The sequence below is a fragment of the Clostridium sp. AF36-4 genome, from assembly GCF_003435975.1.
Lineage (GTDB): Bacteria > Bacillota > Clostridia > Lachnospirales > Lachnospiraceae > Eubacterium_F.
Genome location: NZ_QTVH01000003.1, coordinates 158,972 through 174,150, shown reverse-complemented (window position 1 = coordinate 174,150; position 15,179 = coordinate 158,972). Strand labels below are relative to the sequence as shown.

The following is a 15,179-nucleotide window of genomic DNA, read 5'->3' as shown; positions in this document are numbered from 1 at the left end:
TCTTGGTTTGTATGAAGAGGAGAAACTCCTTTTTTAGCGGAATAATACGCAATTGCCGCTTTCCCGATAATAACGGATTCTTTTTTCAAGAGGCTCGCGCCCACATCCCATTTTTTCGCCAAGGCAGTCTAGGCAGAGAAAACGGGATGCTGTGCGGTCCACTAATTTTAAGTAAATTGCCTTTTCATCGGAGGTAAGTTTCTTTTCACAGTTTTTGCATAAATTTTGAGATGGTTCCATGTTCACACCAATTTTGCACGAACGACCATACAGTCACAGGATGGCACCGTTACAGCAAACCTTTCTTTAAAAGTACCGAGTTCTTTGTGCTTGTGGCAGTCGTACATAGACAGTGCTATGCCGGAAGCGTAAGGAAGTCCTAAATCCCAGAATTGAATTGTTAATTCACGATTTTGGTCACTGAGGTTGAAAAGCCCAATTGCCAAATCACCATTCGACAAAACTTTTACCAGTACAAAGGCTTCATCCTCATGGAACCATTGAGGTTCGACACGGACACGGTAAGCCCCACGAGATTCGACATCCTGATTAATGGCAATTAAATCACGGTTTAATAGAATATCTTTTGTCTCCTGTGTGGCTTTTCTGATATCACATCCAATCATCAAAGGGGAACCCATCATAGCCCAGAGAGCAAAGTGGGTTTTGTACTGCGTATCGGTACAACCTCCGATAGAACCAATAAAATCATCGTTGCTGCCACCATGCATACCAACCACCAGCATGTCCATGTCATTGTGGCAGAAGGAGCCGGTGAACGCTTCTTTTTCAATTTGGGACAGGGCGATTTTTTGAATCGATTCCCAGTTATCCTGGATATCCGGTGTGGAGCGGTACATATGGGCACCGGATTCGCGAATCCAGTTATGTACGTTATCCTCACCCCAGTTGCAGGCAGAAAATAAAATTGGGCGTCCACAATTTCGAAGAGCCAAATTCATCCGTTTATAAAGAAGCTCTCCGGACATATGTCTTGGCTTAAAGCAGAAATCGTATTTGAGATAATCGACACCAAAATCCGCAAATTGCTTTGCATCCTCAAATTCATGCTCAAAGCTTCCCGGATAACCGGCACAGGTGTGGGTGCCGGCGCAGGAATACATACCAAATTTCAGTCCCTTGTCATGGATGTAGTCGGCAACCGCCCTCATGCCATGTGGAAATTTTTTAGGGTCGGCAACTAGATGACCGTTTTCGTTTCGTTCTTTCAGACTCCAGCAGTCATCGATAACAAGATATTCGTAGCCGGCATCTTTATAGCCGTCTTTTACCATGCAGTCTGCAATTTCAAAAATAAGGGATTCGTTAATATCCCATGTAAATGTATTCCAAGAATTCCATCCGAGCGGAGGTAAAAATCCCAGTGCCCTTGTGTTTTCGCTCATATTTTCGTTCATAGATAAACGCTCCTTGATTTTTTTTTAATTCTATTATAGGATATTACTCAGGGCAAAACAATGGATTATTATGTAAAGGATGTGTATTATTATGAGTAAACCACGTGCGATTCGTAACCGTAAGAGTGAAATGATAAGCTGCTGGGTGTGTGCTGCCTTTATTGCTATTTTGTTTATTGGAAAAAATCTGCTGATTGGTTCCGGTTCTATGGGCGTATTTAACACCGCACTTATTATTTTATTTGTCGTATGGATTTTGATTTCTTTGTTTTATACTATCCAGTATTTTAAATGGAAGAAAGCAAATAATATGTAAAAGATTCATAGGAAGTTCACAAAATAGGTGTATCCTTTAGTATGTTTTATTTTATATGGGACAGGTGAAAGGATGTGATGATATGAATTGGTTTCGACGGATGATGTATGGCAGATATGGAAATGATCAGTTTGGAAATTTCTTGTTTGTCCTGTATTTACTATTATTTGTGTTACAGCGGATTTTTATAAGAACGGTGGCGGCACCGATATTTGCACTTGTCAGTATGCTTGTGATTGTACTTTATTTCTTCCGCTGCTTTTCGAGAAATATTGTGAACCGCCAGAGAGAAAATCAGAAATTTTTGAAATTCTGGAACCCGGTAAAAAACTACTTTAAGTTTTGCAGACTTCGTATGAAAGAGCGGAGTGGAACAAAAAAGTTATATCGATGCCCGAAGTGCCACCAGACCATTCGTGTGCCAAAGGGACGTGGAAAAATTGCGATTTCGTGTCCGAAATGTCGATTTGAATTTATTAAGAAAACGTGATGAGTTAGAGACTTCCTATGTGTCTGAATTGTTACCGTTTATAGGAGAAACTGGATGTTTGGTTATGTAACGGCAAATAAACCGGAATTAAAGATAAGAGAATTTGCCAGATACAAAGGATATTACTGCGGACTGTGTCATACACTTTTGAAAAACCATGGCAGGCGCGGACAGATGACACTTACTTATGATATGACATTTCTTGTGATTTTATTGAGTTCTTTATATGAACCAAAAGAGGAAGAAATGAGAAAGCACTGTCTGATTCATCCGGCAAAGAAGCAGTATATGATACAGAATGAAGTATCGTTTTATGCGTCGGACATGAACATTCTTTTAACGTATGACCACTTAAAAGATGATTGGGAAGACGAAAGAAAAATAAGCGGTTTTTTGGGGATGAAGGTTTTTGCTGCAAAAAAGAAAAAGATTGAGAAAAAGTATAAAAGACAAGCTGAGGCAATTGAAAAAGCACTAAAAGAACTTGCAGAATTAGAGAAAGAAAATTGTCAGGATATTGATGCAGCAGCGAGACCGTTTGGCAGTCTGATGGCAGAATTGTTTGTTTGGAAAGAGGATGCTTTTCAGGAGATTTTACGTGCTTTTGGTTTTTACCTTGGTAAATTTATTTATATGATGGACGCCTTTATGGATTTGGCAGACGATGAAAAAAAAGGATGCTATAATCCGTTTATGAACCGAATCGGAGAAGAAGACTTAGAAGAAACAATAAGAGAAATGCTGGATGGAACACTTCGGATGGCAATTGCCGAGTTTGAAAAGTTACCACTGGAACAGGATTTACCGATTTTAAGAAATATTTTATACGAAGGTGTCTGGGTGACGGATGAAAAGAAACGGAGGAAATGATGACAAGAGACCCATATTCAGTATTAGGAGTGACAAGAGGAGCAACGGATCGCGAGATTAAAAAGGCATACCGCACATTAAGCCGGAAATATCATCCGGATTCCTATTCGGATGAATCGCAGAAAAACTGGGCGGAAGAAAAATTCCGCGAAGTACAAGAAGCTTATAACCAGATTGTTAATGAGCGCTCCGGTAAGACAAATCAAAGTTACGGCGGTTACGGTGATGGCGGAGAATATACCGAAGAAGACCAGCATTTGATGGCTGCGATGAATTACATCCGGGCACGTCGTTTTAATGAGGCGATTAACGTGTTAAACAGTATGGAAAACAGAAGTGCCAGATGGTATTATTTCAGTTCGTATGCAAACCTTGGCTTGGGAAATAATGTGGTTGCGATGGATTATGCCAAAAGGGCAGTCGAGTTAGACCCTTCTAATCCTGAATACCAGCAGTATTATCAGCAGCTGCAGCGTGGAGGCGGTGCAAGTCCGTTTGGTGGAAATCCATTTGGCGGTGGTTATGGCGGCTACGGCAGTTACGGTGGCTATGGAAACTACGGTGGCGGCAGTGCATGCGGAACCGGCAATCCCTGTTGTGATTTGTGGATTGCTGATTCTTGTTGTGAATGTATGGGAGGAGATTTGTGCTCATGCATGTAAATAAGACGAAGAAAATAGCAATATTAGGTGTATTCGCAGCACTGAGCACGGTTTTTACGGTGCTTGGTACTGTTATTTCTGTAAATACCGTGTTTTTTACAGCATTGGCGGCATATCTGTTAGGAATTATTGTAGTTCGCTTTGGAATCAAAGAGGGAATCCTTTTTTATTTTGTTTGTGCAGCACTGGACTTTTTTGTGAATCCGGATAAGATGCATGTGATTTTATATCTTGCACTTGCTGCTTACATACTTTTATCAGAAGGGATTTTTTTACTGATGCAAAAAAAGAATCCGAAAGAATGGGTTCATTGTGTAATAAGGCTTATGATATTCCTTTTAATATATGTTCCGATGATATTCTTTTTTCCAAAACTTTTATTTGGAGATGTGATGCAGAAAATGACCGCTTTTTACCCACTGTTAATTCCTGCCGGTGTGATCGGATGGTTTGTTTATGATGTCGCGTACCGGGTGTTTAAACGTATTTTTTATGAGCGGTTTCATACAATAATTTAATGAATAAGACAAAAAGTAGTCCGAAAAATGCCAACACGTAGTATTGATGACTACGATTGACAAGTGGCGTAGTAAGGCTTTATACTATACAATGTTTGAATTTAGGATAAAGGGGAAATGTTATGTCAGTCAGAATTATAGGAACCGGCAGCTACCTTCCAAAAAAAGTAGCGGATAATAACTTTTTGTCAACCATCGTGGATACAGATGATGAGTGGATTCGACAGCGAACCGGTATAAAAGAAAGACATCTCTCGAATGGAAAAGAAGGAACGACTTATATGGCTGCTCATGCGGCAGAGGCTGCACTGGAAAATGCAGGGATAGGAGCCGATGAGTTAGATCTGATTATTGTAGCCACGGTATCGGCGGATACGTATGTGCCAAGTACATCCTGTTCGGTACAGGGAGCAATTGGCGCGATACGGGCAACTTGCTTTGATATTAATGCTGCGTGTTCCGGATTTTTATTTGCCTTAAATACGGCGTATGCTTATATTGAAATGGGAATGGCAAAAACAGTTCTTGTGGCTGGTGCTGAGACTCTATCTCGAGAGGTGGACTGGTCAGACCGAGGTTCCTGCATTTTGTTTGGTGATGGATCAGGGGCTGCGATTGTTCAAAAAGATGATTCTAATGTGGGAGGACTGATTGCCAGTGTGACCGGATCAGATGGTACACAGGGTGATGTACTTACGTGTAAAGGTCGTGGAATTCAAAATCCATTTCATAATTCTAAACGAAAAAAAGACTATATCCGCATGGATGGTCAGGCAGTGTTCCGGTTTGCCGTTACCATGGTGCCACGTTGTGTGAAGCAGATTTTGAAAAAAACAGAAACAGATGTAGATGACATTAAATTCTTTGTACTGCATCAGGCAAATGTCAGAATTTTGGAACTGATTGCGAAACGACTGAAGGTGGACATTGATAAGTTTCCGATGAATCTTGACCGTTATGGAAATACATCGTCTGCAAGTATTCCGATATTACTTGATGAGTTAAACCGTAATCATTTATTAGATCGAGGAGATAAAATTATTTTGTCAGGCTTTGGTGGTGGATTAACTTGGGGCGCAATGCTCATTGAATGGTAATATATATAACCCTCTTTGCATAAACTATAATGCAAAGGGGGATTTTTATTTTGAGAAGGACAGGCAGAGTAATTATTGTATTTTTTATTGTGTTTTTTTGTATGGCCGGATTGTGGCTGTTTCAGTCCTTTCGGGAGAGTCGTGTCGTAAAGACAAAAAAAGAGTATCGCAATGTGTACATAACCGATGTAAAACAACAGAAAGTTGAGGGAATCTGGCGCGGGCAGAAAAAAACGTGGCAGCTTCGTTCTGCTGTTTCCAAAGAAAAAATAAGCGGGGTAGCAGACTTGATTGAAGAGCAGGGAAAAGTTGTAAAACTTCGGAAAAAACCGGATATGATTCAAGGAAAAATTCTGCGTATTATGGATAAAAAACTGCAGATTGAAAATTATGGTTTCGTTTCATTGGATGCAGAATTTTGTGTTTATCATCTGAAAAGTGATGGCATAGTGACACCGGGTGAAGTAAGCGAATTATCGGTAGGGGAGTCGGAGGCAAAATATGTCGCGGCCTCCGGAAAAATCTGCGCGGTACTGCTTTATGAGAGGGCGGAAAAGACAGCAAAAATTCGTGTAATTTTGCAAAATGAAAAGAATCATTCCTATGATTTTCCAAATGTCTGTTTTTCAGCGACAACCGGGTATACCGTGGTTGCCGGAAAGAAGAAGACACATTTTGATGCATCAAAAAAGCAAAAACTGACGGCACAAAACGTGACGGAACATATTGTAGTGATACCGGATACGGGTGGTAAAATCCGGGTAGAGAGTGTAAATAAGCAGTATGGACATCCGGAGTACCGGGGCATTTTTGAAATTGATTTAGTGGACAAGGCATTACATATAATCAATGAGCTGCCATTAGAGGAATATTTATATAGTGTTGTGCCAAGTGAAATGCCGACCGAATATCAAAAGGAGGCATTGAAAGCGCAGGCAGTATGCGCCAGAAGTTATGCCATCAAGCAGATGGCGGGAAAAAGGCTGGCAGCTTTAGGTGCGCACGTCGACGATAGTGTGGCATTCCAAGTGTATAACAATCTGCGTGAGGATGCTGCGTCCATCGCAGCGGTTAATGAAACAAAAGGGCAGGTTGTTTTTGCAGAAAACCAAGTGGCAGAAACTTATTTTTATTCTGTTTCTGCAGGAGTTTCTGCCGGGATTAAGGAGGTATGGTTTGCGAAAAAAGACAGAAGTTATCTTATGCCGTGCGTGTTGTTAGGAGATAGTAGGAAAACACTGGATTTGCAGAAAGAAGCGGATTTTTCTAAATTTTTGAAAGATGAAACAAAAAGTTATGATGCCAATTCGCCATGGTATCGCTGGCGGACAACCGTGTCTGAAAAACAATTGCAGCAATTTATTTCCGAAAAGATAAAAAGCCGGTATGAAAAAAATCCGACACAGATTCAGACAAAACAAAAGGATGGAACATTTTTCAGTACCGGACAGACAGAGTTAGGAGAAATCAAAAAAGTAGAAATTCTAAAAAGAGGAAAAAGCGGTGTGGCAGTGATGGCGCAAATTACAGGGAGCAAAAATACACTGCGGATTTACACAGAATATAATTTAAGAAATTTGTTTGGCGGAGAGAAATTAATTTATTTAAGAAAAGATAAAAAAGAGGTATCGGGACTTAGTTGTCTGCCGAGTGGATATTTTACAATAGAAAAAAAGGGAGATTCTTATATTTTCACCGGAGGCGGTTATGGACACGGCGTTGGGATGAGCCAGAACGGTGCCAATCAAATGGCAGCTCAGGGAAAAAAGTGCGAGGAAATTCTCAAATTTTACTTTTTAGGTAGTATTTTACAATATCAGAAATCCGTCTGAGGTCATTGATGGGGTGAATGCTGTGGTAGGTTTGCAGATATTTGTTTAAAAGCGCACCAAGAAAAAGAAAAGTGATGCAGAAATAAAGCCACAACATCAAGAAGACAATGGATGTCAAACTGCCGTAAATCGATGAAATCGTGCCCCAGGTATCCACATAAAAAGAATACAGATACGAGAACGAAATCCAGAGAAAGGAAGACAGGATGGCACCCGGAAGTTCTTCCCTAAACAACGCATGGCGGCCCGGTATAAAATAGTACAAAAAGGCGAAATAAATCGTAAACAGTAACAGAGAAAATGCCGAGCGCAGCAAAAACAAAAGTAATGTCATGTGCTGCATAAACGGCAGAAAGTGATTAATCAACTGGATAATCTGGTTGCCAAAAACAAGAAGAACTAAGCTGATAATAATCATAATTGTAAACAAAACGGTATCTAAGATGGAATGAAAACGTCTTGAAAAAAAAGAACGGTGTTTATCCAATCCATCACTATATATTGCTTCCAATTCATAGGCAATACTGGCAAACCCTTTTGAACCGGCCCATAATGCGGAAATAACGGTAGCAGAAAGAATGGTCGTAGATGCCTCAAACGATTCATTCAGCCAAGTTGAAATAAGGGAACTTAAACTGGCAGGAATGACCTTCTGTACGGAGGCAAGAAGAACCGCTTCACTGATGGGAGTATGCTTTAACAAGGTAATAAAAAACATTAAAAAAGGAAAAAAGGACACCATGATAAAAAAAGCAACCTGTGCCGCATGAATGGAAATGCGATTGCTTTTAATATTTTTTATGGACCAGATATAAAGGTTATTTGTTTCCATCGAATGACTCCTTTCTTCTTTGCTGTGCTAAGTATATGCAATTCTCGGGGAAAAATCAACATAAAATGCATGCAATTTGCACAAAAACTAATAGTCATATAACCAAAAAACTATAAAAAATCAACAAATATAGTATTTACATTATAGCCAAAATGTGGTATTTTTATGTCAGAGAAAGGAGGTTGCCAAATGCAACGAAACAAACTTATGGGTGTTGTAGCATTGCTTTTATGCATCGGAATGATGATTCCTTCCGTATCAGCTCAGGCAGCTACGACGATCTACAACGAAAAGACCGGCGTTGAAGACGGTTATGATTACGCATTGTGGAAGGATTATGGCGATACAAGCATGACCTTAAACGGTGGTGGAAACTTCAGCTGCTGGTGGGACAACATTGGGAATGCGTTGTTCCGCAAAGGAAAAACCTTTGACTGCACAAAAACATATTCCCAGATTGGTAACATTTCCATTGATTATGGATGTTACTACCAGCCAAAAGGAAATTCTTACCTTTGTGTATATGGCTGGTCCAGAAACCCGTTGGTTGAATATTACATCGTAGACAGTTGGGGAACCTGGCGTCCGCCTGGAGCTTCTTCCAAAGGACAGATTACAGTCGATGGCGGAACGTATGATGTATATGAAACAACTCGTTACAATCAACCGTCAATTGACGGTAACACAACATTCAAACAGTACTGGAGTGTACGTACAAGCAAACGTACAAGCGGAACCATTTCGGTGACAGAACACTTTAAAAAATGGGAAAGCCTTGGCATGCCGATGGGTAAACTCTATGAAGTAGCTTTGAATGTAGAAGGTTACCAGAGCAGCGGTTATGCGGATGTTTACAAAAACAATCTGACGATTGGGGGAAGTACATCCGGTGGAAGTACTGGTGGAAGCAGCTCAGGAGGAAATACTTCCGGTGGAAGCAGCAGTACATGGAATGGGCTCACGGTACAGTGTGAGGACATGACACTGGGCGGCTCATATGCAAGTAAAATCAGCTCTCCATTTAATGGTGTTGCCTTGTATGGAAACAATGATTCCTGTTCATATACGCAGTATTTTGGATACGGAACACATGACTTTACATTGCGTGGCTGTTCAAACAACTCAAAGATGGCGCAAGTAGACTTATTTGTAGGCGGTCAGAAAAAAGGAACGTTCTACTATGGCGGAAGTTATCCGGCAGAATATACGATTAAAAATGTAACACACGGACTTGGCAATCAAGAGGTAAAACTCGTTGTGACAAGTGACGATGGTACATGGGATGGTTATATTGACTATTTGACAATCAAATAAGATGTAGTTTTTAATGAAATAATTCGACTGAAAAGTTTGCACTTCGTGGGCGCTCTCGCTCGTTGAGTGCGTAACAGCAGGGGCACTGAAACTACCGGTGCCACCTGCCGACGCACTCAAAACCCACTCAGTGCAAAACTTTTCAGTTGAATTTTTTTTGATTGAAAACCCATCTAACTGACTTGTTAAAGCAGTAGCCTGTGCCAAGCAATCGTTGCCAGTTTTTAGAATTCCAGTAATTTAGCAAGAAAAGATTTGTACCCACAGGATGTAAACTTTTCTTACTAAATTACGGAAACTAAAAACTAAAACCCTTCCATCGAACACTTGACAGAGAACAACCATATATGCTAAAGTGTAAAAGGTTTCATTATGAAAATGACGCAGAAGGTGTTGGTATTTGCCAGACAGACTGTTAATTTCCTTCAGAGAGACAGAATCATCGGCTGTAAGTTCTGTCAGGTTCCGTTAGCAGTTGAATTTCGCACCGGAGTCTTGCTTTTGAACGGTCAAAAGACAAAAGTAGAAAGTGACGGCTGATATCCGTTATCGTATTATGAGTGCTTATCATTTTGATAAGAATTTGGGTGGTACCGCGAGTTGATTCGTCCCTTGCAGAGAAATCTCTGTAAGGGGCTTTTTTAATTACAAGAAAAGAAATCTTTCAGGAAAGGAGATTATCATGAAAGAAAAATTGGAGCATATTTTAAGCAATGCGATGTCTCAAATTGAGCAGTCGGGGGAACTCGATAAATTAAATGAAATCCGGGTTGCCTTTTTGGGAAAGAAAGGAGAACTTACTGGTGTTCTTAAGTCCATGAAGGATGTGGCACCGGAAGACCGTCCAAAAGTTGGTCAGATGGTGAATGAGGCACGGGCAAAAATCGAGAGCAGTTTAGAGGAAAAGAAAGCTGCTTTTGAGCGCAAACTTCGCGAGGAAAAAATGAAAGCCGAAGTAATCGATGTAACTTTGCCCGGCCGTGAGCGAAAGATGGGTCACCGTCATCCAAACACGATTGCCTTAGAAGAAGTCGAAAAAATCTTTATCGGCATGGGTTATGAGGTTGTCGAAGGTCCGGAAGTAGAGTATGACTACTATAACTTTGAAGCACTTAACATTCCGGCAAATCATCCGGCAAAAGATGAGCAGGATACTTTCTATATTAATGATAAAATTGTACTTCGTACCCAGACTTCTTCCGTTCAGGTACACGAGATGGAAAAAGGGAAGTTACCGATTCGTATGATTTCACCGGGACGAGTATTTAGAAGTGATGATGTCGATGCAACACATTCTCCATCATTCCATCAGATTGAAGGACTTGTTATTGACAAAAACATTACCTTTGCTGATTTGAAAGGTACACTGGAACAGTTTGCAAAGAAATTGTTTGGAGAAGATACCAAAGTAAAATTCCGTCCGCATCATTTTCCATTTACTGAGCCAAGTGCAGAAATGGATGTAACCTGTTTCAAATGCGGCGGTAAGGGCTGTCGTTTCTGTAAAGGTGAGGGCTGGATTGAGATTTTAGGATGCGGTATGGTTCATCCACATGTATTTGAGATGAGTGGTATTGATCCGGAAGAATACACAGGATTTGCCTTTGGTGTCGGCTTAGAGCGTATTGCCCTCTTAAAATATGAGATTGATGACATGCGCCTTTTGTATGAAAATGACAAGAGATTTTTGGAACAGTTTTAAGGAGGTTTAAGAATGAATACACCATTATCATGGATTAAAGCTTATGTACCGGAACTTACCTGTACAGAGCAGGAATATATGGATGCGATGACGATGTCCGGAACAAAGGTCGAAGGATATGAAAAATTCGATGCAGATTTGGACAAAATTATTGTAGGTAAAATTGAGAAAATTGAAAAACACCCGGATGCGGATAAACTGGTTGTCTGCCAGGTGGCAATTGATGAGGAAGGAACAACAACGCAGATTGTAACAGGTGCTTCCAATGTAAAAGAAGGACAGAAAGTGCCGGTTGTTTTAGATGGTGGCCGTGTTGCCGGCGGTCATGATGGCAAAAAAGTTGCCGGTGGCGTAAAAATCAAAAAAGGAAAACTGCGTGGCGTGGAAAGTAACGGCATGATGTGCTCGATTGAGGAACTTGGTTCTTCAACTGATTTTTATCCGGATGCAGCAGAGGATGGTATTTATATTCTCAGTGATAATCCGGAATATAAAGATGCACCGGTTGGCAGTGATGCGATTGCCTTACTTGGCCTTCGTGATGCTGATTTTGAATATGAAGTAACAAGTAACCGTGTGGACTGCTTTGGTGTTCTTGGTATTGCAAGAGAAGCAGCAGCTACATTTCGAAAACCATTTGTTCCGCCGGTTCTAACAGAGAGTGGAAATGATGAAAAGACAGAGGATTACATTTCCGTTGAAATTCAGGCGCCGGATTTGTGTTCCCGTTATGTGGCGCGCGTGGTAAAGAATATTAAGATTGAACCATCGCCAGAGTGGATGCAGCGCAGACTGGCAGCAAGCGGAATCCGTCCGATTAACAATATCGTAGATATTACAAACTATGTAATGCAGGAATATGCGCAGCCGATGCATGCGTATGACTTAGATACAATTGCCGGTCATAAAATCGTAGTAAAGAGAGCAGAAGCCGGTGAGAAATTCCAGACACTCGATGGTCAGGAGAGAGAACTGGATTCTTCCATTCTTATGATTTGTGATGGTGAAAAATCCGTTGGACTTGCCGGAATCATGGGTGGTGAAAATTCCAAAATTACGGACGATGTAAAGACGATGCTGTTTGAGGCTGCCTGCTTTGACGGTACAAACATTCGTCTTTCCGGTAAAAAAATCGGTATGCGAACCGACGCACAGGCAAAATTTGAAAAAGGCTTAGACCCGAATACTACGATGGAAGCGATGAACCGTGCCTGTCAGTTGATTGAAGAATTAGGTGCCGGTGAAGTTGTCGGTGGCTGTGTGGACGTTTATCCGGAGAAAAAAGAGCCGATTGATGTGGCTTATGATGTTGGTAAAATCAACGCATTACTTGGTATTGATGTTTCCGAAGATGAGATGTGTAAATATTGGGAAATGGTTGATCTTGTACCGGATAAGGCAAAGAAATGTGTTCATGTTCCAACTTGGCGTCAGGATATTCTGCGCCTTGCCGATTTGGCAGAGGAAGTAGCAAGATTTTATGGTTATGATAAGATTCCTACAACGCTTCCAAGCGGTGAGGCAACACAGGGCGGTGTTTCCTACCAGACAAGCATTTGCAATATGATTCGTAATGTGATTGAGTCGTATGGTTTTTCGGAAGGAATGACTTATTCTTTTGAAAGCCCGAAAGCATTTGATAAACTGCTGATTCCAAAAGGGGATGAGCTTCGCAAGGCAATTGAAATTTCCAATCCGCTTGGAGTGGATTACAGTATCATGCGTACAACACCGTTAAACGGTATGCTTACCTCGCTTTCGACAAACTATAATCACCGCAACAAAGATGTGCGTTTGTATGAAATGGCAAATGTATATCTGCCGGAATCCCTTCCGCTTACCAAACTGCCGGAAGAAAAAATGATGTTAGCACTTGGTATGTACGGACAGGGCGATTTCTTTGATATGAAAGGCTGTGTGGAAGCAATTCTTGACAGACTTGGTATTACAACAGGTGTTACTTATGAGCCGAAAGGAGAACATTCCTATTTGCATCCTGGAAGAAAAGCGGATATAATGATGGATAGAGAAGTCCTTGGCTATCTGGGGGAAGTACATCCGGAAGTGGCAGATAATTATAATCTGGGAACAAAGACATATGTTGCTGTACTGGATGTTGCAAAATTAGCTGAAAAAGCAAACTTTGATATCAAATATCAGGGCGTTGCTAAATTCCCGGCAGTAACACGTGATATTTCTCTCGTTATGAAAAAGACAGTATTAGCAGGACAAATCGAGGAAGTAATCCGAAAGAGCGGTGGAAAGCTGCTTGAAGATTATCATTTGTTTGATATTTACGAAGGGGAAAATGTTGGAAAAGATGAAAAATCACTGGCATATTCCATTCGTTTCCGTGCCAAAGACCGTACGCTAGAGGATAAAGATGTATCGGCTGTCATGGATAAAATCTTAAAGAAACTGGAAAACTTAGGAGTAGCTTTAAGACAGTAAGATAGATTTTGGTTGTGTTTTTAGGAGGAAAAGATGAAACGGTTCATAAGCAATTTATTAACGGTATGCTTTATCTGTTACATGATTTTATTGGTCTATTTTCTCTTTTTTAGTGAGGAATATGGACGCAATGAGCCGTATACGACCTATCAGTACAATCTGGAGTTGTTTCGGGAAATTAAACGGTATCTGATGTACAGGGAGCAGATTGGCATGGTATACTTTGCTATTAATCTATTAGGAAATGTTGTGGTATTTATGCCATTTGGCTTTCTGGTCCCGGTACTATACAGAGAACAGCGAAAAGGTGTTCATTTTAAAGGGCATTATTTTAGAAGCGGACTGTTTGTTACGTTCCTTGGATTTGCCTTCAGTCTTGTCGTGGAAACCATCCAGCTCGTGACAAAAGTGGGATGTTTTGATGTCGATGATTTGTGTCTAAATACGTTTGGTGTTATTTGGGGGTATATTTGTTATTATCTTTCAAAAAAAATCATTCGTGCACTCGGAAGAAAGTGAAAGGAGACCGAATATGGAAGTACGTTTTGGAAATCGGAAAAGAATACGTTTTAGTGATAAGAAACATCCGAAACATGGAATTATTTCGGTGGTACTGGGTGTCCTTTCGATTATTATTCTCTTGACACTCTGCATTGTGTCCGGACATGCAAAAGGCAGGGCAGGAATGGAAATTGGTGCGCTCGGTCTTGCAACGATGGTACTTAGTATCATTGGATTTGTGCTTGCGGTTCGCTGCAACAAAGAAGAAGATATTTACCATGTGACACCGGCGGTTGGCTCAGTGCTGAATGGTATTATGATTCTTTTGTTTATGGTGCTGTTTATTAAAGGAGCGATTTAAGAACTTTGATTTTGTCGGAAATATCCACTACCTGATAGCGGGAGCGGTATTCCGAATCGGAAAGTTCTTCAATATAATTAACCGGATAATCTTTCAGATATCCTTTTCTTAAAAGAGTGGAAGCTGCTTTGTTATAGGCAATGGCAGCTTCTATTTCATTTTCATAGCGTCCAACTAAAAAATCACCGTTCCAGTGAATTTTTGTTTCATAATAAATCTGCCCCTGTTTTGTTTTTTGGCATACGCCGTGATAGCGGTTGATAATTACAAGATTTTCATAGCGGAAATCTCTTGTGTTTCCGTTGGCAAACAGATAATCACGTCCGGCTACGGCGTAATTTTTAATGCCATAGCGGGATAAAATATTCACCTGCATTCCGTAATCGGCAACAAAAAGATGTCCTCCGCGGCGGCTTATGGTGCGGGTGGAGTAATAAAATAAATCGTCCGTATCAAAAATCAGATAATTTTCCGGCGAAAAATAATAATGAAAATATTTCTGGAACAAATAAATCGGTGTCTTAATATAAATACCATTATCCCGAAAATTAATTAAACTAACCCATTTGGAAAAGGAGAGCACCGGATTTTCCTTTTTATATGAAGTCAGCGTTATTTCCTTTCCTGCGAGCAGTCTGCCGGCGTAAAGGTAAGCTTCGTGTGCCTTTTCTTCCGTGTCAAAGCTGCCAAGGCTGATATGCTTTCCACTGTAGGTAATCGAACTTCGAAAATATATGGTGTTGTCTTTTTTTTTCGCTTGATATACACCGGGCAGCATACGGATGCTCCTTTCCTATGTTTAAAATCTGCTATCA

General features: G+C 40.6%; 16 protein-coding genes and 1 pseudogene. 13 read left to right on the top strand and 4 right to left on the bottom strand.

Annotated features, from left to right (window positions below; all coding sequences use genetic code 11):
- Nucleotides 1-33: 33 nt before the first annotated feature.
- Both DW005_RS02955 and DW005_RS02950 read right to left on the bottom strand, forming a co-directional pair.
- Nucleotides 34-240, bottom strand: coding sequence for a hypothetical protein (locus DW005_RS02955; RefSeq protein ID WP_117478090.1), 207 nt, complete (start codon nt 238-240; stop codon nt 34-36).
- A gap of 2 nt (nt 241-242) precedes the next feature.
- Nucleotides 243-1,418 carry a glycoside hydrolase family 27 protein gene (locus DW005_RS02950; RefSeq protein WP_242989344.1) on the bottom strand — a complete coding sequence of 392 codons (1,176 nt, stop codon included), beginning with the start codon at nt 1,416-1,418 and terminating at the stop codon, nt 243-245.
- Nucleotides 1,419-1,509: 91 nt separating this feature from the next.
- Between DW005_RS02950 and DW005_RS02945 the strand changes: the two genes are divergently transcribed.
- From DW005_RS02945 to DW005_RS02915, 7 genes are all read left to right on the top strand, one after another.
- The gene (locus DW005_RS02945; protein WP_022377453.1) at nt 1,510-1,734 is read left to right on the top strand and encodes a hypothetical protein; all 225 of its coding nucleotides are present in this window, start codon (nt 1,510-1,512) and stop codon (nt 1,732-1,734) included.
- 82 nt (nt 1,735-1,816) lie between these two features.
- The gene (locus DW005_RS02940) at nt 1,817-2,224 is read left to right on the top strand and encodes a hypothetical protein (protein ID WP_117478089.1); all 408 of its coding nucleotides are present in this window, start codon (nt 1,817-1,819) and stop codon (nt 2,222-2,224) included.
- 54 nt (nt 2,225-2,278) lie between these two features.
- A complete protein-coding gene (locus DW005_RS02935; protein ID WP_117478088.1) occupies nt 2,279-3,094 on the top strand; it encodes a DUF5685 family protein in 816 nt (271 codons plus the stop codon).
- On the top strand, nt 3,091-3,756 hold the full coding sequence (locus DW005_RS02930; protein WP_347461375.1) for a DnaJ domain-containing protein: 666 nt from the start codon (nt 3,091-3,093) through the stop codon (nt 3,754-3,756). The genes DW005_RS02935 and DW005_RS02930 overlap by 4 nt, the downstream gene beginning before the upstream one ends.
- Nucleotides 3,747-4,274, top strand: coding sequence for a hypothetical protein (locus DW005_RS02925; RefSeq protein WP_117478086.1), 528 nt, complete (start codon nt 3,747-3,749; stop codon nt 4,272-4,274). The genes DW005_RS02930 and DW005_RS02925 overlap by 10 nt, the downstream gene beginning before the upstream one ends.
- A 122-nt stretch (nt 4,275-4,396) precedes the next feature.
- Nucleotides 4,397-5,371, top strand: coding sequence for a beta-ketoacyl-ACP synthase III (locus DW005_RS02920; protein ID WP_117478085.1), 975 nt, complete (start codon nt 4,397-4,399; stop codon nt 5,369-5,371).
- A gap of 50 nt (nt 5,372-5,421) precedes the next feature.
- Nucleotides 5,422-7,203, top strand: a complete 1,782-nt coding sequence (locus DW005_RS02915; RefSeq protein ID WP_181974922.1) for a SpoIID/LytB domain-containing protein — start codon at nt 5,422-5,424, stop codon at nt 7,201-7,203.
- Here DW005_RS02915 and DW005_RS02910 read toward each other — a convergent pair.
- Complete coding sequence (locus tag DW005_RS02910; RefSeq protein ID WP_117478083.1) at nt 7,154-8,035, bottom strand: YihY/virulence factor BrkB family protein; 882 nt, start codon at nt 8,033-8,035, stop codon at nt 7,154-7,156. The genes DW005_RS02915 and DW005_RS02910 overlap by 50 nt on opposite strands.
- A 189-nt stretch (nt 8,036-8,224) precedes the next feature.
- On the opposite strand from DW005_RS02910, the pseudogene DW005_RS14115 reads away from it, so the two are divergent.
- The 6 genes and pseudogenes from DW005_RS14115 to DW005_RS02885 all read left to right on the top strand — a co-directional run.
- Nucleotides 8,225-8,911: pseudogene (locus tag DW005_RS14115) on the top strand (glycoside hydrolase family 11 protein); the annotation flags it as partial.
- Nucleotides 8,912-9,721: 810 nt separating this feature from the next.
- Entirely contained in the window at nt 9,722-9,889 is a 168-nt protein-coding gene (locus DW005_RS13745) for a hypothetical protein (protein WP_022376885.1), read from the top strand.
- Between the two features lie 142 nt (nt 9,890-10,031).
- Complete coding sequence (gene pheS, locus DW005_RS02900; RefSeq protein ID WP_117478081.1) at nt 10,032-11,051, top strand: phenylalanine--tRNA ligase subunit alpha; 1,020 nt, start codon at nt 10,032-10,034, stop codon at nt 11,049-11,051.
- A gap of 12 nt (nt 11,052-11,063) precedes the next feature.
- Nucleotides 11,064-13,502, top strand: a complete 2,439-nt coding sequence (gene pheT, locus DW005_RS02895) for a phenylalanine--tRNA ligase subunit beta (protein WP_117478080.1) — start codon at nt 11,064-11,066, stop codon at nt 13,500-13,502.
- 33 nt (nt 13,503-13,535) lie between these two features.
- Entirely contained in the window at nt 13,536-14,021 is a 486-nt protein-coding gene (locus tag DW005_RS02890; protein ID WP_117478079.1) for a VanZ family protein, read from the top strand.
- 13 nt (nt 14,022-14,034) lie between these two features.
- A complete protein-coding gene (locus tag DW005_RS02885; protein WP_022376889.1) occupies nt 14,035-14,364 on the top strand; it encodes a DUF6142 family protein in 330 nt (109 codons plus the stop codon).
- Here DW005_RS02885 and DW005_RS02880 read toward each other — a convergent pair.
- On the bottom strand, nt 14,348-15,142 hold the full coding sequence (locus tag DW005_RS02880) for a hypothetical protein (protein ID WP_117478078.1): 795 nt from the start codon (nt 15,140-15,142) through the stop codon (nt 14,348-14,350). The two genes, DW005_RS02885 and DW005_RS02880, sit on opposite strands and share 17 nt — an antisense overlap.
- Nucleotides 15,143-15,179: the final 37 nt, after the last annotated feature.